15 protein-coding genes are annotated in these 18,971 nt (G+C 65.6%); 7 read left to right on the top strand and 8 right to left on the bottom strand.

The window, feature by feature from the left end; all coding sequences use genetic code 11:
- Positions 1-64 precede the first annotated feature (64 nt).
- A complete protein-coding gene (gene rnd / locus U1700_RS07115) occupies positions 65-1,249 on the top strand; it encodes a ribonuclease D (RefSeq protein WP_332751476.1) in 1,185 nt (394 codons plus the stop codon).
- On the opposite strand, the gene U1700_RS07110 is transcribed toward rnd, so the two are convergent.
- The 4 genes from U1700_RS07110 to U1700_RS07095 are packed head-to-tail and all read right to left on the bottom strand — an operon-like array spanning position 1,246 to position 6,768.
- Positions 1,246-2,721: a Ppx/GppA family phosphatase gene (locus U1700_RS07110; RefSeq protein WP_332751474.1), complete on the bottom strand. Its 1,476-nt coding sequence runs from the start codon at positions 2,719-2,721 to the stop codon at positions 1,246-1,248. The genes rnd and U1700_RS07110 overlap by 4 nt on opposite strands.
- An 11-nt stretch (positions 2,722-2,732) precedes the next feature.
- Positions 2,733-4,874, bottom strand: coding sequence for an RNA degradosome polyphosphate kinase (locus U1700_RS07105; RefSeq protein WP_332751471.1), 2,142 nt, complete (start codon positions 4,872-4,874; stop codon positions 2,733-2,735).
- On the bottom strand, positions 4,871-5,500 hold the full coding sequence (locus U1700_RS07100; protein WP_332751469.1) for an HdaA/DnaA family protein: 630 nt from the start codon (positions 5,498-5,500) through the stop codon (positions 4,871-4,873). The genes U1700_RS07105 and U1700_RS07100 overlap by 4 nt, the downstream gene beginning before the upstream one ends.
- Positions 5,497-6,768 carry a heavy-metal-associated domain-containing protein gene (locus tag U1700_RS07095; protein ID WP_332751468.1) on the bottom strand — a complete coding sequence of 424 codons (1,272 nt, stop codon included), beginning with the start codon at positions 6,766-6,768 and terminating at the stop codon, positions 5,497-5,499. The genes U1700_RS07100 and U1700_RS07095 overlap by 4 nt, the downstream gene beginning before the upstream one ends.
- A 62-nt stretch (positions 6,769-6,830) precedes the next feature.
- On the opposite strand from U1700_RS07095, the gene purM reads away from it, so the two are divergent.
- Positions 6,831-7,925, top strand: coding sequence for a phosphoribosylformylglycinamidine cyclo-ligase (purM, locus tag U1700_RS07090; protein ID WP_332751467.1), 1,095 nt, complete (start codon positions 6,831-6,833; stop codon positions 7,923-7,925).
- A complete protein-coding gene (purN, locus tag U1700_RS07085) occupies positions 7,918-8,883 on the top strand; it encodes a phosphoribosylglycinamide formyltransferase (RefSeq protein WP_332751465.1) in 966 nt (321 codons plus the stop codon). The genes purM and purN overlap by 8 nt, the downstream gene beginning before the upstream one ends.
- Positions 8,884-8,941: 58 nt before the next feature.
- Here purN and ndk read toward each other — a convergent pair whose 3' ends face one another.
- From ndk to U1700_RS07070, 3 genes are all read right to left on the bottom strand, one after another.
- A complete protein-coding gene (gene ndk / locus U1700_RS07080; RefSeq protein ID WP_332751463.1) occupies positions 8,942-9,364 on the bottom strand; it encodes a nucleoside-diphosphate kinase in 423 nt (140 codons plus the stop codon).
- A 121-nt stretch (positions 9,365-9,485) separates the two neighbouring features.
- Positions 9,486-9,920, bottom strand: a complete 435-nt coding sequence (locus tag U1700_RS07075) for a DNA polymerase III subunit chi (protein WP_332751461.1) — start codon at positions 9,918-9,920, stop codon at positions 9,486-9,488.
- 100 nt (positions 9,921-10,020) lie between these two features.
- A complete protein-coding gene (locus U1700_RS07070) occupies positions 10,021-11,481 on the bottom strand; it encodes a leucyl aminopeptidase (RefSeq protein ID WP_332751459.1) in 1,461 nt (486 codons plus the stop codon).
- Between the two features lie 221 nt (positions 11,482-11,702).
- Here U1700_RS07070 and U1700_RS07065 point away from each other — a divergent pair, with 221 nt between their 5' ends.
- From U1700_RS07065 to rsmA, 4 genes are all read left to right on the top strand, one after another.
- Positions 11,703-13,859 carry an LPS-assembly protein LptD gene (locus U1700_RS07065; protein WP_332751458.1) on the top strand — a complete coding sequence of 719 codons (2,157 nt, stop codon included), beginning with the start codon at positions 11,703-11,705 and terminating at the stop codon, positions 13,857-13,859.
- An 86-nt stretch (positions 13,860-13,945) separates the two neighbouring features.
- The gene (locus U1700_RS07060) at positions 13,946-15,289 is read left to right on the top strand and encodes a peptidylprolyl isomerase (protein ID WP_332751457.1); all 1,344 of its coding nucleotides are present in this window, start codon (positions 13,946-13,948) and stop codon (positions 15,287-15,289) included.
- A 22-nt stretch (positions 15,290-15,311) separates the two neighbouring features.
- Entirely contained in the window at positions 15,312-16,295 is a 984-nt protein-coding gene (gene pdxA, locus U1700_RS07055) for a 4-hydroxythreonine-4-phosphate dehydrogenase PdxA (RefSeq protein ID WP_332751455.1), read from the top strand.
- Complete coding sequence (gene rsmA, locus U1700_RS07050) at positions 16,292-17,104, top strand: 16S rRNA (adenine(1518)-N(6)/adenine(1519)-N(6))-dimethyltransferase RsmA (RefSeq protein WP_332751453.1); 813 nt, start codon at positions 16,292-16,294, stop codon at positions 17,102-17,104. The genes pdxA and rsmA overlap by 4 nt, the downstream gene beginning before the upstream one ends.
- Here the strand turns inward: rsmA and U1700_RS07045 are convergent.
- On the bottom strand, positions 17,101-18,969 hold the full coding sequence (locus tag U1700_RS07045) for an ABC-F family ATP-binding cassette domain-containing protein (protein ID WP_332751451.1): 1,869 nt from the start codon (positions 18,967-18,969) through the stop codon (positions 17,101-17,103). The two genes, rsmA and U1700_RS07045, sit on opposite strands and share 4 nt — an antisense overlap.
- Between the last annotated feature and the right edge of the window lie 2 nt (positions 18,970-18,971).

The following is an 18,971-nucleotide window of genomic DNA, read 5'->3' as shown; positions in this document are numbered from 1 at the left end:
CGCGCTTCGCCCCCGAACGTGCTCTTTGTCAAGGCGGGCTTGCCCGGCTATGGCCCCCGTCCATATGAAGATTCATCCGCTAATCGACACCAGCGCCGAGCTTGCCGCGCTGTGCGAGCGCCTTTCCAAGCATGACTTTGTCGCAGTGGACACCGAGTTCATGCGCGAAAACACCTATTGGCCCGAGCTGTGCCTGCTCCAGATCGCCTCGGTCGACGAAGCCGCGGCAATCGATCCGATGGCGAGCGGGCTCGACATGGCGCCGTTGCTCCACCTGCTGGTCGACAATCACGACGTGTTGAAGGTGTTCCACGCCGGCGGGCAGGACCTCGAGATCATCTACACGTTGACGGGCAAGATGCCGGTGCCGCTGTTCGATACCCAGATTGCGGCGATGGCACTCGGCCATGGCGAGCAGATTGGTTATTCCAACCTGATCGAATCGATGCTCGGGCACAGCCTCGACAAGGGCGCGCGCTTTACCGACTGGAGCCGCCGCCCGCTCGACAAGCGCCAAATTGATTATGCCATCGCCGACGTGACGCATCTCGCCGAGATATTTCCGCGGATGGTCGCCAAGCTCAGAAAGAATTCGCGCGGGGCATGGCTCGACGAGGAGATGGAGCGGCTCGCCGATCCGTCGAGTTTCGCGTTCGAGCCCGACCAGGCGTGGAAGCGATTGAAGCTCCCCGGTCGAAATCCGCAAGTCCTCGGCCGCCTGAAGGCCATCGCCGGCTGGCGTGAAAGCGAGGCGCGATCGAAGAATCTGCCGCGCGGACGGATCATCAAGGACGACACGCTGGGCGAACTCGCCTCGCACCCGCCCAAGAATCAGGAGGATCTGGGCAAGGTCCGCGGGCTTTCGGCTGGCTGGCGCAACAATGACATTGGCATGCGGCTGATGGCGGCAATCGGCAATGCCAAGCCATTGGAAGCCGACGAAATGCCGACCCGCGAGCCCAATCGCCCCGGCCTCACCAAGGACGCCGCGCTGGTCAGCGACCTGTTGAAGCTGCTGCTCAAGATTCGATCGAAGGAAACCGGGGTCGCGGCCAAGCTGATCGCGCGGTCTGACGAGCTTGAAGCGCTGGCCGCCGGGGTTCGCAAAGACCTCCACATCCTCTCGGGTTGGCGGTTCGAGGAATTTGGCCGCGACGCGCTCGATCTGGTCGAAGGCCGGCTCGCCTTCGCCACCGAGCATGGCAAGCTCAAGATGACCCGCACCTTGGCAGTCAGCGACGACTGCTAACCGAAACGGACTTCGGTTTCGCGGCCCATCGCGGCGCCGAGCTGCCTCAACCGCCGATCGATCGCTTCGGCATAGAGCGCCCGGAATCGGGGCGAGATGGTCAGCGTAATCTTGCGCAGGCCAAGCTCGACCCGGCTCTTGCGGAGGAGATTCTCGGTCCCGCCCGACAGCCGCTGGGCAAGGCGGATCGCCCTTCCCCACGCCCCTGCCCGCTCGGACTCGCCCTCGCGAAGTAGCGCGCCGAGCTTCTTGCTGAACCCGCCGTCCCCGCCAAACGCCGCGCACAGCGCCCGGCCGAGCAGCGCGCGGCCATGCGCATCGATCCCGACCCAATTGCCGTGCACCGCCATGTCGACCGCGCGCTCGGCGCGAAAGTCGGGATGGGCGTTCCAGGCGATGTCGGCGAGCAGGCAGGCAGCGAGGCGCAGTCGTGCCTGGCGTGGGCTGTCGTCGGGAAACAGCGGCGCGATCCACTGGTCGAGTGCCGCGCCATGATCGCCGAACCGGCCGAGCTGCTCGCCGACATCAAGTGCTGCCGCGAGCAGCGGATCCTGCGCCTTGGTGGCCAAGTCGAGATCGCGATAGAGGAGGCCTTCGCGAAGCCCGAACGCCGACACGACGATCTTGCGGGGCCCCAGCAGGTCGACCAATGTTTCGAGCAAGGCGACGGCTGGTCCCAGCGTCGGCAAACGGCCGCGCGACACCCCCGAACGCTGCTTGAGTTCGTCGATCGGCGTATCGCCGAGGATCGTGCGCAGCTCGCCGATCCGTTCGGGCGCGAAGCGATGCTGGTGGACGATCGCGAGCGGATGGCCCGATAGCTTCAGGTCGAGCATCGCCAGCGACCGGAACGAGCCGCCGACCAGATACAGACCATTGCCACGCGCGGCGTCCTTGAGCTTGCCCTTGCCGAGTGCGGCACCAATTTGCTCGGCAAGTAATGTCGCGTCGGGATTGGCGCCGAGACGAAGCACGCCCAACGGGAGCGAGACCCCCGATCCTGCCCCGCCGCGTGCCACCCCGATCAGTTCAAGACTGCCGCCGCCAAGATCGGCGACAATGCCATTGGCCCGTGGAATGGCGGAAATAACTCCAAGTCCCGCGAGCTCCGCTTCCTCCGATCCCGCGAGCAGGCGCGGTTTCAGGCCGAGGGCCGCGACCCGCTTGAGAAACTCAGGGCCATTCGAGGCGTCGCGCACCGCCGCCGTCGCGACCGTGTGTACTTTCTTGAGCCCCATTTCCTTGCCCAGCAAGCGGAAGCGGGCAAGCGCTACCAGCGTCTCTTCGACCGCCTTCTCCTCGAGCGCGCCATTGTTCGCGATGCCCTTGCCCAGCGCGGCCATGATCTTTTCGTTGAACAGCGCCGAGGGCACGCGCGGATTGCCGCCGAACGCCACGAACCGCACCGAGTTGGAGCCGATGTCGATGATCCCGACCGGGCCGAACGGACGGGGAAGCGGGGGTCTGGACATGATGGTTGCGCCTATCCGCGCTGGGTCAGGCGCAGCTTGGGCACGGCCTTGCCGCCAAGTGCGGCGCCGCGGCCCGACAGGCTGGGGTTGGTCATGAAGTAAGTGTGAAGGTTGAACGGCCGCTTGCCCGGCTTGACGCGAGTGTAGTTCCCCGACGGATCGAGCGTCCAGCTTTGTTCGTTGTCGATGAGGTTGGCGAGCATGACCTGGTCGAGCACCTGCGCGTGAACAGTCGGATTCTCTAATGGAAGCATGAACTCGACGCGGCGGTCGAAGTTGCGTGGCATCCAGTCGGCCGACGAAATGAATACCCGTGCCTTGGGGCTCGGCAGGCGCTGGCCGTTGGCGAAGGCCCAGATCCGGCTATGCTCAAGGAAACGCCCGACGATCGACTTGACCCGGATCCGCGACGACAGGCCGGCGATCCCCGGCCGCAGGCAGCATACGCCGCGAATGATCAGGTCGATCGACACCCCCGCCTCGCTCGCCTCGTACAGCTTGTCGATCACCGCCGGGTCGACCAGGCTGTTCATCTTGGCCCAGAGCGCCGCTGGCTTGCCCTCGCGCGCATTGGCGATCTCGGTATCGATCAGCGCGCAGATCTTTTCCCGCATGTAGCGCGGCGACAGCGTCAGCAGCTCCAGCCCCTTGGGCGGCACATAGCCGGTGATCAGGTTGAACAGCTTGGCCGCATCGCGCGCCGCCCGGCGACTGGCGGTGAAGAAACTCAGGTCGGTGTAGATGCGCGCCGTCGTCGGGTGGTAATTGCCCGTTCCGAAGTGACAGTAGGTGCGCATCGTCCCGGCCTCGCGGCGGAACACCATCGACACTTTGGCGTGGGTTTTCCACTCGACAAAGCCATAGATGACCTGGACCCCGGCGCGTTCGAGCCGGCTTGCCCACAACAGATTCTGCTCCTCGTCGAAGCGCGCTTTCAATTCGACCACGGCGGTGACCGACTTGCCGGCCTCGGCCGCGGCGACCAGCGCGTCGATGATCGCCGACTGCTTGCCCGCGCGGTAGAGCGTCTGCTTGATCGCGACGACGTCAGGGTCGCCCGCGGCCTGACGAAGAAAAGCGACCACCACTTCGAAGCTCTCATAAGGATGATGGACGACGAAATCCTTGGCCCGGATCGCCGCGAAACAGTCGCCATTATGCTCCATCACCCGCTCGGGAAACCGCGGGCTGTAGGGCGGGAATTTGAGGTCGGGACGGTCGGCTTCGACCAGTAAGGCGAGGTCGGCGATGCCGATGAATCCCGCACTTTCGGCCACGACCGCGACTTCGGCGTGAAGCCCGGTGCGGACCATTGTCTCCAAGTCATCGGGGGTGTCGGCAAGGAATTCCAGCCGGATGACTCGTCCCCGGCGGCGACGCTTGATCGCGGTGCGGAAGTAACGGACCAGATCCTCGGCCTCCTCCTCGACCTCGATATCGCTGTCACGAAGCACTCGAAACGCACCGCTGCCAAGGTTGTTGAACCCCGGGAACAACAGGTCGAATTGCGCACGAATCAGCGTGTCGATTGCGATAAAGCGATAGCTCGCGCCGGGCAGCCGGATGAACCGCGGAAGCGTCGCCGGGATCATCAGCAATTCGGTCACCGGCTCGCGCTCGACCGGGGTTTCCAGGCTGAACACCAGGCTGAACATGCCGTTGGGAATGAACGGGAAGGGGTGCGACGGATCGATCGCCTGCGGGGTCAGCACGGGCAATATCTGTTCGCGGAAATGCTTGTCGAGCCAGGCTCGCTCGTCGCCGACCAGATCCTCGACGCCAAGCACGTCGAAATCCTGCTCGGCAAGGCATTCGCGGAGGACGATCCATTCCTTCTGTTGCGCCACGACCAGCGCGTCGGCGTCATCGGCAATCGCGCCAAGCTGCTGGGTCGGGGTGCGCCCGTCGGTTGATTTTTCCTCGATGCCAAGCAATTGCTGGCCCTTCAGCCCGGCGACCCGTGTCATGAAGAATTCGTCGAGGTTGGAGCCCGAAATCGACAGGAACCGCAACCGCTCGAGCAGCGGATGCGCGGCGTTCTCGGCTTCCTCCAGCACACGGCGATTGAAGGCCAGCCAACTCAGCTCGCGGTTGAAGAAACGCTCGGGCCCAAGATCGACCGGCGTTGCAGCAAGCTCCTCACGCACGCTCATGCTGCGCGCTCGTCGGCGATCAGCCCGGCCTGGCCAAGCGCCCGGCGGATCACCGGGATGGTCAATCGCGCCCGCTCGGCGATGGCGAAGCGATCGACCGCCTCGACCGTCCGCTCGGCGCTCCAATAGCTGCGCTCGACCCGCGCGACGACATAAGCAAGCGCTTCGGGCGGCAGAAACAACCCGCGATCGGAAAACAGCAATTGGACGATCCCCGCGAACAACTCGTCATCGGGTTCGGCGATCGTCGTCACCGGCGTGATGGCCAGCCGGGTGCGCAGGTCGGGCAGCGTGATCGCCCATGCCGGCGGTGGCGCGTCGGCGACCAGCACCAGCGGACGGCCGCTCTCCTGCGCCGCATTCCAGGCGTGGAAGATGGCCTCCTCATGATGGTGCTCGGCGTCGTCGAACAAGCGTCCCTTGACCCGCTCGACAAAGTGACGCGCCAGCAGTGACCGGCCCGAACGGCGTGGGCCAGTCAGGATTGTCGCCTTGACCGGCCACGTCGACCAGGTGCGGAAATGATCGAAGGCGGCCCGGTTGGCGTCGCCCAGGATGAAGCGATCGGCATCGCCGGCCTGCGGCCAGTCGAGCGGGAGCGCGATCTGGTCGGGGCCGCGACTCATGGTCGTGGTGGCGGCGGCGCGGCAGCCGGTGCGAGCGGATCGGCGCGTAGCGGTGCAGGCGCTGGTCGAGGCCCGGCGGCGCGCGACAGTCGCAACTGGCCGCCCTCATAATCCACGCTCCAGCCGCGCGCCATCAGCGCCGCGCGCAATGCAGAGACATCGCCATGATAGGAAGCGACGATGCTGCTCGTGCCACCAATGGCGACACTGCTTTCGCTGACCGCATCGACCCCGGCGACCCCGCGCACGCTCGACACTGCCGCCGACAGCGCAGCCGCATCGGGCGTCGACACCAGCAGCTGATAGGCCTGCGCTGGCGTCGAATCGATCGCCGTGGCGGCTTCGTCAGCGACGATTTCCTCCGGCGGAGTGGGCGGCGGCGGCGGGTTGAGTGACGGATCACGACGCAGGCGACCGTCGTTGAGCGCCGCGCTGAACAGCTGGTCCATCTGCTGGACGCCCTTGTTCATCAGCGGCTGGAGGTCGCCGCCATCGCGATCATGGATATCGAAGCTGCCGATTACTTCGCCATCGGCGCCGTGCCGCGCGATGAAGTGGGCGCTGGCCGGACCACCCGGATAAAGCCGCCGAACCTGGACCTGCGCGACCAATATGTCCGACGCGCCATAGGTATCGAGCACGTTGCGCCACCACGCCCGTCCTGGCCGATCGGCCAGCGCGGCATTGACCAGCAGCGGATCGGCGCCGAGCCCCGAAGGCCGGACATAGTCGATTGCGCTGGTCGAGGTGCGAAATCCGGCCCACGCCCGCTGCCATGCATTGCGGGTCTCGACGCTGGTCATCGTGCCGTCGGTCAGCATGATCGGCACCAGCAGCAGCGGATCCGACCGTCGAAGATCCCCCGCCATGTCGACCAGCCCGGCGGTCTTCGACCGATCGAACAGGACGCCGAGGTCGGCAATATAGCGCCCCGGCCCGATCTGCTCCTTTTCAACTGAGATCGAGCTGACCAGTCCGTCGAGCGTCGCGTCGTCGACCGCCGGTGCCTGGTCTGGCGACGCGCCATGAGCCTTGGCCCACAGCAGCTTGAAACCGATCCGCTGCGCCTGCCGCCAGCCGGCATAGCGCGCCTGCTCAGCGGTCTCGCCAGCAACATCGACATGGATCGAGGTGACTTCGAGCACACCCGAACTGTCGAGCGGCAAGATCCCCCGATCCCCGCTCTCGAGCTGGGCGACGAGCGCGCTGCCAAAGCCGGTGATGGCGATCATGGCGGCAAACAGGGCAAAGGGACGACGTCGAAGCATTGCCGAGGCTTTTGGCGACAACGGCGTGGAAATCCAAGCATGTTGTGGCTAGGGAACCGACCATGACGCAAAAGCCGCTTACCTACGCCGACGCGGGCGTGTCGATCGCCGCCGGAAATGCGCTGGTCAAAGCCATTGGCCCGCTGGCAAAATCGACCCGTCGCCCGGGCGCCGACGCCGAGCTGGGCGGATTCGGCGGATTCTTCGATCCCAGGGCGGCGGGCTTCAAGGATCCGTTGCTGGTCGCTGCGAATGATGGCGTCGGCACCAAGCTCAAGCTTGCGATTGAGATGAACCGCCACGACGGCGTCGGAATCGACCTGGTCGCGATGTGCGCCAACGACCTCATCGTGCAGGGCGCCGAGCCCCTGTTCTTCCTCGACTATTTTGCGACCGGGAAGCTCGACAGCGCGGTTGCCGAGGCCGTCGTGGCGTCGATCGCCGATGGGTGTCGGCAGGCTGGCTGCGCGTTGATTGGAGGCGAAACTGCCGAAATGCCCGGCATGTATGCGGCGGGCGATTACGACTTAGCCGGTTTCTGCGTCGGCGCAGTCGAACGCGGCGAGCAATTAACAGGCGCGAACATAGCGCCCGGTGACGTCATCCTCGGCCTGGCCAGCTCGGGAATACACTCGAACGGCTTCAGTCTGGTTCGGCGAATCGTCGCGCAAGAGGGGTGGAAGCTCGACCGGCCATCGCGCTTTGATCCCGACGTTCTGCTCGGCAAAGCGCTGCTCGAACCGACCAAAATCTATGTGAAGTCGCTGCTGCCTGAAGTGCGCGCCGGGCGGATTAGGGGCCTTGCCCATATTACTGGCGGGGGGCTGCTGGAGAATATCCCGCGGGTCCTGCCCTCTGGCACCCACGCGATGGTTGACGCCGACGCCTGGAGCCTGCCTCGCTTGTTCGCACAGTTGCAGGCAGGCGGACGGATTGAGCCCGGCGAAATGGCGCGGACCTTCAATTGCGGGATCGGCATGGCGGTCATCGTCCACCCCGATCATGTCACTTCCGTAACCCAGGGCCTCACTGCAGCAGGTGAGACCGTCCACCGCATCGGCACGGTCGAAGCCGGCGACCGGGGCTGCACGGTCAGTGGATCGATCGAGACTTGGAGCGCGCGCGAACCATGGACCGCGACCTATCTCCATGCCTAAGGCCCGCGTCGCCGTCCTGATTTCGGGGCGCGGCACCAATATGGCGGCGCTGGTCTATGCCTCGCGCGCCGAGGATTGCCCGTATGAAGTTGTACTGGTCAGCGGCGATAGGCCCGACGCCGAGGGGCTGGCCCTGGCCGAGGCCGAGGGCGTCCCGGTCACTCGCCTTCCCACCCCGACGAAAGCGACCCGGGACCAATTTTACCGGGACCTCGACGCCGCCCTGCGCGACTCCGGGGCGCACTATGTCGTCCTTGCTGGCTTGATGCGGATCCTGCCCGACGCGTTCGTCGAGGGATGGGCCGGGCGGATGATCAATATCCACCCCTCGCTGCTCCCCAAATATCGCGGGCTCGGTACGTATCAGGCGGCGCTCGACGCAGGCGACAGCGTTGCCGGCTGCACCGTCCACCTCGTCACGCCGGAGCTCGACGCGGGCCCGGTCCTCGGCCAAACCGAAGTCGCGATACTCCCCGGCGACACGATCGACACCCTCTCCAACCGGGTCCGCATCGCCGAGCACCAGCTGCTCCCCCGCACGCTGGCCGACTATGTCACCCGCGAGCGCGACCCAGCGTGGATCAAGGCGCGCATCGGCGAGATCGCCCTCACCCTCCCCGAAACGCGCTTCAAGACGTCGCACGGGTCGCCCGGCTGGAAAGTCGGAAGCCCGTCTAGCGACAAGTTCTTCGCCATCCTGTGGCAACGCCATCATGGCGAAGACAGCATCGGCGTGCTGGTCAAATGCGGCGGGCAGGACGAGATGGCGCAGCTGATCGACGCCGACCCTGACCTCTATTTCCGCCCCCAATATTACGGCCCGTCCGACTGGATCGGCATCAGGCTTGATCGAGCGGGAGTCGATTGGGGCCATGTTGGGGAGTGGATTGAGCGCAGCTGGCGGGTGTGTGCGCCGGCGAGGCTGACGCGGTTGATGAAGGCGGCGGACGAGTTTTAGATACGAAAAGGGCCGCCGGATTACTCCAGCGGCCCTTCGATTTCAGCGTTGCACGCTCTCAGCCGACAATTTCTTCCGGCTTGAAAAAGTAAGCAATCTCCGTCGCGGCATTCTCTTCGCTGTCGCTACCATGCACCGAATTGGCCTCGATCGACTCCGCCAGTTCCTTGCGGATCGTGCCCGTGTCGGCATTCTCGGGGTTGGTCGCGCCCATCACGTCGCGGTTGCGCTGGACGGCGTTTTCACCCTCGAGCACCTGGACCACGACCGGGCCCGAGACCATGAACGCGCACAAATCATTGAAGAAGGGACGCTCGCGGTGAACGCCATAGAAGCCCTCGGCCTGGTCGCGGGTCATGTGGATGCGCTTCGAGGCGACGACGCGCAGGCCTGCCTCCTCCAGCATCCTGGTGACCGCACCGGTCAGGTTGCGGCGGGTGGCGTCGGGCTTGATGATCGAAAAGGTGCGTGTCAGCGCCATGGTGGGCACTCCTGTGATGCGGTGGGAAAAGGGTTGGCGCGCCCCTAGCCGGGTGAGCCCGCAAGGGCAAGCGAGCGAGCGGTAGCGAAAGGCGAGCTAAACAAAGACTCCAGTCAGGGGCCTAGGCCTTCTGCACCCACCGTCCATCCTCCTGCGCCCAATAGCGCCGTTCGACGCCTTCACGCCCCGACAGCAATTTCCACGCCAGACGCGCAGCTTCCAGGTGATTGTGATCAAACATGAAGAACGCCCGCTCGAAGCCCAGCGCCGCCTCGCGCCACTCCCCGTCGGCAATCGCCAGGTTGCGCGCGGTGTTGGGCGCGTCCGGCGTGGTCGACAGCAGGATCGGCTGGCGCGCATCATCGGGCCCGCCCGCCACGCCATGGGGCAGGAAGCCCGTCCCCTCGTCCCACAGCAAGCGGTCGAGGCGCGCCAACTGCGCCTCGTCGGCCGAAATCACCAGGAGCCGCTGCCCCTCGGCCAGCAGGCGCGGCGCGATCGACGACAAGATGCCATCGACCGACGCGCCGCCAAGCTGGTAGAAATCGACTCTCATCGTTCGGTCACAAGCATGGCCCCGTCATTGCGAGGAGCGCAGCGACGAAGCAACCCAGCGGCTCAAAGGCTGGGTTGCTTCGCTTCGCTCGCAATGACGATTACTTTTCGCACACGTCCGCGACATATTGGTCGAGCAGGCGCACGCCGAACCCGGTCGCGCCCTTGTCATAGGTGTTCGACGGCTTGTCGCTCCATGCCATGCCGGCAATGTCGAGGTGGGCCCATTTCACGCCCTCGTCGACGAACCGCTGGATGAATTGCGCGGCGGTGATCGACCCGCCCTCGCGCGGTCCAACGTTCTTGATGTCCGCGATCGGCGAGTCGATCAGCCGGTCGTAGGCCTCGCCCAGCGGCATCCGCCAGAGCTTGTCGCCCGATGCCGCCCCCGCCGCCGACAGCTGGCCGGCGAGGCCGTCGTCATTCGCGAACATGCCACCCATCTCGTGACCAAGCGCGACAACCATCGCCCCGGTCAGCGTCGCCAGGTCGACGATCGTGTTGGGCTTGATATTGGCCTGAGCCCAGGTGATCGCGTCGCACAGCACCAGCCGCCCCTCGGCGTCGGTGTTGATCACCTCGATCGTCTGGCCGTTCATCGAGGTGACGACGTCACCCGGCCGCTGGGCATTGCCGTCGGGCATATTCTCGACCAGGCCGCAGATGCCGACGACATTCGCCTTGGCCTTGCGCCCGGCGATCGCCTTCATCGCGCCCGCGACCGCGCCCGCGCCGCCCATGTCCCATTTCATCGATTCCATGCCCGCGGCGGGCTTGATCGAGATGCCGCCGGTGTCGAAGGTCACGCCCTTGCCGATGAAACAGACCGGGGTGTCGCCGGGCTCTCCGCCATTCCAGCGCATCACGAGCAATTGGGCGTCGCGCACCGAGCCCTGTGAGACGCCGAGCAGCGCGCCCATGCCGAGATCGGCCATTTCCTTCTCGCCGAGCACCTCGAACTCGATGCCCAGCCCGTCCATCTGGTCGCGGCAGCGCGCGACGAAGCTTTCGGGGTAGATGATGTTGGCCGGCTCGGCGACCAACTCGCGGGTCAGCTCGACGCCGCCCGCCAGCGACGCGTAGCGATTCGCCCAGCGCGCCTCGGCTTCGGCGGGCGCCCCGACGATCGTCAGCGAAGTCAGCGTCGGCTTCTGCTTGTCTTTCAGCGTAGTGCGATAGCGGTCGTGGCGCCAGCTGCGCAGCTGCGCTGCGAGCGCGACCTTGGCGGCGGCATCGGCGTCGAAGTTCAGTCCGGTGAGATCGAGCACCGCGTTGGTCTCTCCCGAGGTCAGCAGCCGCGCCACCAGCGTACCACCAAGCTTTTCGGCCGCCTCGGCCGGCTTGGCATTGGCGCCCAGGCCGACAACCAGCAGCCGGCGCCCGCCATCATTCGTCAGAAAAATCTCGGCAGCACCCCCCGCTTCGCCTTCGAACCGCTGGCGGCGAAGCGCGCCGTCGAGCCCGTCACCGAGCCCGGCTAGGCCCGGCCGCTGAGTTCCCGCGGCGGGAACGACAAGCGCATGGTCTCCGGCAGGGCGGACGGAAGCGAAGCTGATTTGCATGGATTATCCTTGGGGTTGGCGAGATTTGAAGGCTTCTTAGGCCGCTCGCCGCGTAAGGCAAAGCCGGTTCAAGAGGCCCTGATGCAAGACTGGCGTTGCCGCCTTGCGGCCGAGGTGCAATAGGCGGGGCTAGTTCCATCCGGGCGGGGTGCCAGGCGTTGCGCGCATCAGTATATTGTTGGACGGCGCTTCCGCTGCTTCTCGCCATTCCCGGCGTAGGGATGGCTCAAGCTGTCGATCCGGCGCCGCTTGCCAACGAGGCTGCGGCGCCCGCCACCGACGGCGCAATCGATTTCGCCGCCGACGTCCTCACCTATGACAACAAGCAGGACCTCGTCACTGCGAACGGCCAGGTCCGCCTTGCCCGCGACGGCAATTACCTCGCCGCCGACACGGTTAGCTGGGACCGCAAAACCGGCAAGGTCCAGGCGGCGGGCAATGTCGTCATCCTCGATCCGCAGGGCAACAAGCTGGTCGGCGACAAGGTCGACCTGACCGACAGCCTGAAGGACGGGACGATCGACAACCTCCTGCTTGTGCTCGACACCGGCGGGCGTGTCGCGGCGCAGCGTGGCTCGCGGGTCAATGGCTCGACCATCCTCGACAATGCGATTTACACCGGCTGCCCGGTGACGACGAATTGCGGGAAGGAAAAAAAGCCGAGCTGGACGATCACGGCGGCGCGGGTCACGCGTTCGGCCGACGGAAAGTCGATCAAGTTCACCGGCGGCCGGCTCAATGTCCTTGGCATTTCCGTCCCGCTGATCGCGGTCATTGCGCTCAACACCGGCAAGGGCGGCCATTCGGGCTTCCTCATTCCCGACTTCGCCTACACCCATTCCAACGGGCTCGAAGTCTCGGTGCCCTACCACTGGCAGATCGCACCCAACCGCGACGCCACGTTCACGCCGCACCTCTACACCGGCAACGTGCCCGCGATCAGCGCCCGCTATCGCCAACTGACGAAGGTCGGCGCCTTCCAGGTCGGCGGCTTCCTGACCTATGGCCGGGTCGACAGTTCGGACAATCTCCAGCCGATCGGGCGCAACGCGGTGCGCGGCTATTTCGATGCCAATGGCCGCTTCCAGTTCGGTCCCTACTGGAGCCTGACCGGATCGCTCCGCGCGGCAACCGACAAGACGGTCACCAAACGCTATGACATCACCAACGACGATCGGCTCAGAAGCTTTCTCGACCTCGAGCGGATCGACACCAACAGCTATATCTCGATCGCCGGCTGGGCCTTCCAGGGACTTCGCGTCGACGATCACCTGCGGGCCACGCCGTTTGCCCTGCCCGCGATTGATGCGCGGCTGCGGCTGGCGGATCCGATCCTTGGCGGCCGGGTCGAGCTTGAGGCCAACAGCCTGGCGATCACGCGGATTTCGGGGCAGGATACGCAGCGCGCCTTCGCCCAGGCACGGTGGGACCTGCGCAAGCTGACCCAATGGGGCCAGGAGCTGACCTTCACCGCGCTTGCCCGCGGCGATGTCTACCATACCGACGATTCGGCCGCGACCAGCGTTGCTTCCTATCGCGGCGTCGATGGCTGGCACGCCCGGGCAATCGGCGCGCTGGTCGCCGACGCGCGCTGGCCACTGATCGGCAATGCCTTTGGCGGGACCCAGACGATCACCCCGCGGATCCAGTTTGTCGCAAGCCCGCATACAGCCAATAATAGCATCCCCAACGAGGACAGCCGGTCGATCGATCTCGACGATTCGAACCTGTTCTCGATCAATCGTTTCTCGGGCTATGACCGGTGGGAAGATGGCAGCCGGGTTACCTATGGCCTGCAATATGCGCTCGAACGGCCGCGCTTCTCGATCGATACCGTCATCGGCCAAAGCTATCGCCTGACCCGCAGCCCGACGCTGTTCCCCGAGGGCACCGGGCTGACCGATCGCTTTTCCGACATCGTTGGCCGGACCCGCATACGCTATGGTCGCTTCCTCGACATCAGCCATCGCTACCGCATCGACAAGAGCAATTTCGCGATCCGCCGCAATGAGGTCGACCTGACCGTCGGCAGCGACGAGACTTATCTTCAGGTCGGTTACCTCAAACTCAACCGCAACATCGATCCGGCGATCGAGGATCTGCGCGACAAGGAGGAGCTTCGGCTCGCCGGGCGGTGGAAATTCAAACGCTACTGGTCGCTGTTCGGGGCGACCGTGATCGACCTTACCAACGCTGCCGAAGACCCGCTGTCACTGGCCAGCGGGTTTGAGCCGGTGCGCCATCGGATAGGGATTGATTATGAAGATGATTGCCTGACATTTGGCGTCCAGTGGCGGCGCGACTATGAGCGCGTCGGGACCTTCCGCAAGGGCAGTAGTTTTTCGCTTCACTTCAGCCTCAAGAACCTTGGCCGCTAAGCCTCTGTTCAGCGGGCCGCCTACACAGGAGCAACCCCCAAGTGGGTTGGATAGCAAGGAAATATCGCGTGTCAGCAGGTAAGACGATGAGCTGGACTTTGAAGTTGGCGGCAAGTGCGACGGTGCTGGCGCTGGCCGGTGCCGGCTATGCCCAGGACGCGCCCGAGACCGCGGCGCCGGCGATCAATACCACCACCGGGCTCCGCCTGCCGTCCAATCCCGAACTGTTCGGGACGACGCTTCCGACCGAAATCCGGGCGACTGCGATCGTCAACGGCGACGTCATTACCCAGACCGATATCGACCAGCGCCTCGCGCTCTTGGCGATCTCGAACGGGGGCAAGATCCCGTCCGACCAGATCCAGGCGCTCCGCCAGCAGGTGCTCCGCAACCTGATCGACGAATCGCTCCAGATCCAGGCCGCCAAGGCCGAAGAGATCAAGGTCACGCCGGCCGATATCGACAAGACCGTCGAGCGGGTCGCCGCCAACGTCAAGCAGACTCCCGACCAGATGGCGACCTATCTGCGGTCGAATGGCTCCTCGATCCGCTCGATCCGTCGCCAGATCGAAGGCGAAATCTCGTGGCAGCGGCTGCAGCGCGCCAAGATCGAAAATGGCGTCAATGTCGCCGAGGACGAGGTCAAGGCCGTCATCGACAAGATGAACGCGTCGAAGGGCGTCGAGGAATATCGCGTTGGCGAAATCTTCCTCTCGGCAACCCCGGGCAACGAAGCTCAGGTCCAGGCCAATGCCGCCAAGATCCTCGCCGCGCTCAAGCAGGGCGGCTCGTTCGTCGGTTATGCCCGCCAGTATAGCGAAGCCTCGACTAGCCCGGTCGGCGGTGACCTCGGCTGGGTCCGCCCCGAACAATTGCCCGAATCGATTGCTGCGGCCGTTCGCCAGCTTGCCCCGGGAAGCATCTCGGATCCGATCGCAGTGCCGGGTGGATTTTCGATCATCGCGGTGCAGGACACGCGCAAGATCCTGACCGCCGATCCGCGCAATGCCGTCCTCAACCTCAAGCAGGTGTCGATCGCCTTTCCCAAGGGCATGACCCGCGCGACGGCCGAGCCCGTCGTCCAGAAATTCGCTGCGGCCGTGCTCGGCGTCGGCGGATGCGGTGGGGCCGACAAGCTAGCTGCAGATTTCCACGGCGACGTGGTCCAGTCCGACGGGGTCAAGCTGCGCGACCTGCCCCCGGCGTTGCAGGAAATGATGACCCCGATGCAGGTTGGTCAGGCCACCCGCCCGTTCGGATCGATCGAGGAAGGTGTCCGCACCCTCGTCATCTGCGGCCGCGACGAGGCGACTGCCTCGGTCCCGACCTATGAGCAGGTCTATTCGCAGCTCAGCGAGGAGCGCACCAACTTGCGCGCCCGCCGCTATCTGCGCGACCTGCGCCGCGACGCGATCATCGACTACCGCTAGGACATTGGCGAGCAACGCGAATATGCCATTGGCGGTGTCGCTCGGGGATCCTGCGGGGATCGGGCCCGAGATCATCGCCAAATGCTGGGACCATCGCGCCGCATTCGGGATCACCCCATTCGTCGCGGTGGGAGATCCGCGATCGATCGCTGCGGTGTGGGACGGCCCCATCGCGACCATTGACGACCCGCGCGAGGCCGATAGCGCGTTCGACATCGGTCTGCCGCTGATTGCCATTTCGGGGCTCGAGGCCGCCATCCCGGGGCGCCCCAGCCTGGCGGGCGCGCACCTGGCACTCGACGCGCTCGAGCTCGCCGTCGGCCTTGCCCGGTCGGGTACGGCAAGCGCGGTGGTGACCGGCCCGGTCAGCAAGGAACAGCTCTACGCGATCGGCTTTACCCACCCCGGCCAGACCGAGTTTGTTGCCGAACGCTGCGGTGTCTCGGCCAGCAATGTCGCGATGATGCTCGCCGGGCCAAGCTTGCGCACGGTGCTCGTGACGACCCACATTTCCCTCGCGCAGGTCCCCGCCGCCCTTTCGGCAGCATTGATCGAGGCGCGCGGGCGGGCGGCGTTGCGCGGGCTGCAAAAGAATTTCGGGATCGCCGAGCCCCGCCTTGCGGTCGCCGCGCTTAATCCCCACGCCGGCGAGGGTGGAGCGATCGGGCGCGAGGAGATCGAGATGATCGAGCCCGCCATCGCCGCGCTTCGCGCCGAGGGATGGCACGTCACCGGGCCTCATTCGGCCGACGCCATGTTCCACGCCTCGGCCCGCGCCCATTATGACGCGGCTTTGTGCATGTATCATGACCAGGGGCTTATCCCGCTGAAAACACTGCATTTCGAGGAGGGCGTCAACATCACCCTTGGGCTGCCGATCGTTCGCACCGCGCCCGATCATGGCACCGCCTTCGACATCGCCGGACAGGACCGCGCCGATCCGCGCGCGATGGCCGCGGCACTCAAAGTCGCGGCGAGCGCGGTGGCGTTTCGCTGCCCGGCGTGAATCACGAGCCGCTCCGCGCGGTCATCGCTCGCCACGGGCTGTCGGCGAGCAAGGCGCTCGGCCAGAATTTCATCCTCGACCGCCAGCTGCTGGCCAGGATTGCAGCGATCCCGGGCGATCTCACCGGCCAGACTGTCTACGAGGTCGGCCCTGGCCCCGGCGGGCTGACCCACGCCCTGCTTGACGCTGGCGCCAGCGTTATCGCGGTCGAGCGCGATCGCCGCTGCCTGCCCGCGCTGGCCGAACTACAGGCGCTGTTCCCCGGCCAGCTGCGCGTGATCGAGGGCGACGCACTTGAAATTGACGAGCGTGTCGAGGTCAGACATGCGGCCCATATCGTCGCCAACCTCCCTTACAACGTCGGCACCGCCCTTCTCATCCGCTGGCTCGCCGGGCCGTGGCCGCCGTGGTGGGCAAGCCTGACGCTGATGTTCCAGAAGGAAGTCGCCGAGCGAATCGTGGCCCCCGTTGGCGGCGATCATTATGGCCGGCTGGCGATCGCCGCGCAGTGGCGCGCAACTCCGAAAATCGCGCTGCTGGTCCACCGCTCGTCCTTCACGCCGCCCCCCAAAGTGGCGTCGGCGGTGGTCCATATCATCCCCGCCCCCGCCCCCGAGGGCGTCCAGCACGCATTGCTCGAACGGCTGACGGCGGCGGCGTTCGGGCAGCGCCGCAAGATGCTCCGCCAAAGCCTGAAAGGCGTTCCCGGCGCACTCGATGCGCTCGCCGGGCTCGGCATCGACAGCCAGCGCCGCGCCGAAATGCTCAGCGTCGACGAGTTCGTCGCGCTCGCGAGGGCCTTGAGCTAAGCGGCTGCGCGCTCAAGCAACTCGGCAGCTTCCATCCAGCGCGCTTCGGCTGCCTCAAGTTCGGCCGCAAGCGTCGCCCGGCGCCGCGACAGTTCACTCATCGGCAGCGCTGCCAGCTTGGGCTCTGCCTTGGCCGGATCGAACATCGCCTGATCGAGCGCCGAACACTCCGCCGCCAGCCGCGCGCTGATCTTCTCGGCGTCGACTGCCGCTTTCTTCAGCGCGTCGGCTTCATCCTTCGCTTTGGCAGCCGCCTTCCGGTCGCCCTTGACCGGCTTGGCCTTCGCCTCCGACCTGGGCTGGTTTCGACCGAGCACGAAGTCGATATAATCGTCGATTGACCCGGCATAATCGGTCGCCCGCCCGTCCTCGACCAGGACTAGCCGGTCGGCGGTCAGCTCAACCATGTGGCGGTCATGGCTGACCAGGATCACCGCGCCGTCATAGCCGTTGAGCGCCTGAACCAGCGCCTCGCGACTGTCGACGTCGAGATGGTTGGTCGGCTCGTCGAGGATCAGCAGATGCGGCGCCTCGCGCGTGATCAGCGCCAGCGCCAGCCGCGCCCGCTCGCCGCCCGACAGCTTGGCCACTTTGGTGGTCGCCTTGTCCCCCGAAAAGCCGAACCGGCCAAGCTGACCGCGAACCGCGCCCGGGGTCATGCCCTTCATCAGCCGGGTCATATGCTCGATCGGCGTGTCGTCGCCGTGCAATTCCTCGACCTGATATTGGGTAAAATAGCCGACCCGCATTTTCGATGTGGCGTGCATCTCCCCCTCCATCGGGGCGAGTTGTGCGGCCAGCAGCCGGGCGAGCGTGGTCTTGCCATTGCCGTTGCGCCCGAGCAGCGCGATCCTGTCGTCGGGATCGATCCGCAGGTTCAGCTTGCGCAGGATCGGGTTGCCCTCGGTGTAGCCGACGGCGGCCATGTCGAGCGTGATCAGCGGCGGCTTCAGCTCGGTCGGCGACGGGAAATCGAAAGCCAGGCTGGGATCATCGGCCATCGATGCGATCGGCTGCATTTTCGCGAGCATTTTGGCGCGGCTCTGGGCCTGCTTGGCAGTCGAGGCGCGGGCCGAATTGCGCGCGATATAATCCTGCAGCCGCGCTCGCTGCGCGTCCTGGCTCGCCTGCGCCGCCGCAATCTGCGCCATCCGCTCGGCGCGCTGCCGCTCGAAACTGTCATAGCCGCCAGCGTAAAGCGTGACCTTGCCGCCCTCGAGGTGAAGGATGGTATCGACGACATTGTTGAGCAGGTCGCGCTCATGGCTGATGACGACCAGCGTACCCGGGTACGACTTCAAGAAATTCTCGAGCCACAGCGTCGCCTCGAGATCGAGATGGTTCGACGGCTCGTCGAGCAGCAGCACATCGGGCTCGGAAAACAGCAACGCCGCCAGCGCGACCCGCATCTTCCACCCGCCCGAGTAGCTGTCGAGCGGCCTGCCCTGCATCTCCTCGTCGAACCCTAGCCCGACCAGGATCCGCGACGCGCGGCTGTCCGCAGTGTAGGCGTCGATCGCCAGCAGCCGGTCATACACATGCCCCAGTCGGTCGGGATCGTGGCAGCTTTCGGCCTCGGCCATCAGCGACGCGCGCTCGGTATCCGCCGCCAGCACCGTCTCGAACGGAGTGCTGTCGCCCGACGGCGCTTCCTGCGCGATATAGCCAAGCTTGGTCTTCTTGGGCATTTCGATCTCGCCCTCGTCGGGGTCGAGCTGGCCGATCATCACCTTCATCAGGGTCGACTTGCCGGCGCCATTGCGGCCGATCAGCCCGACGCGCGCGCCCGGCGGGATCGGCGCGGTGGCGCGGTCGAGGATCGTGCGCCCGCCAAGGCGTACCGTGATTCCGTTGATATTCAGCATGG

This window comes from Sphingomonas sp. RB1R13 (assembly GCF_036663775.1).
GTDB lineage: Bacteria > Pseudomonadota > Alphaproteobacteria > Sphingomonadales > Sphingomonadaceae > Sphingomicrobium.
Note: the sequence above shows the minus strand (reverse complement) of the source record. Positions and strands in the feature narration are given on the sequence as shown.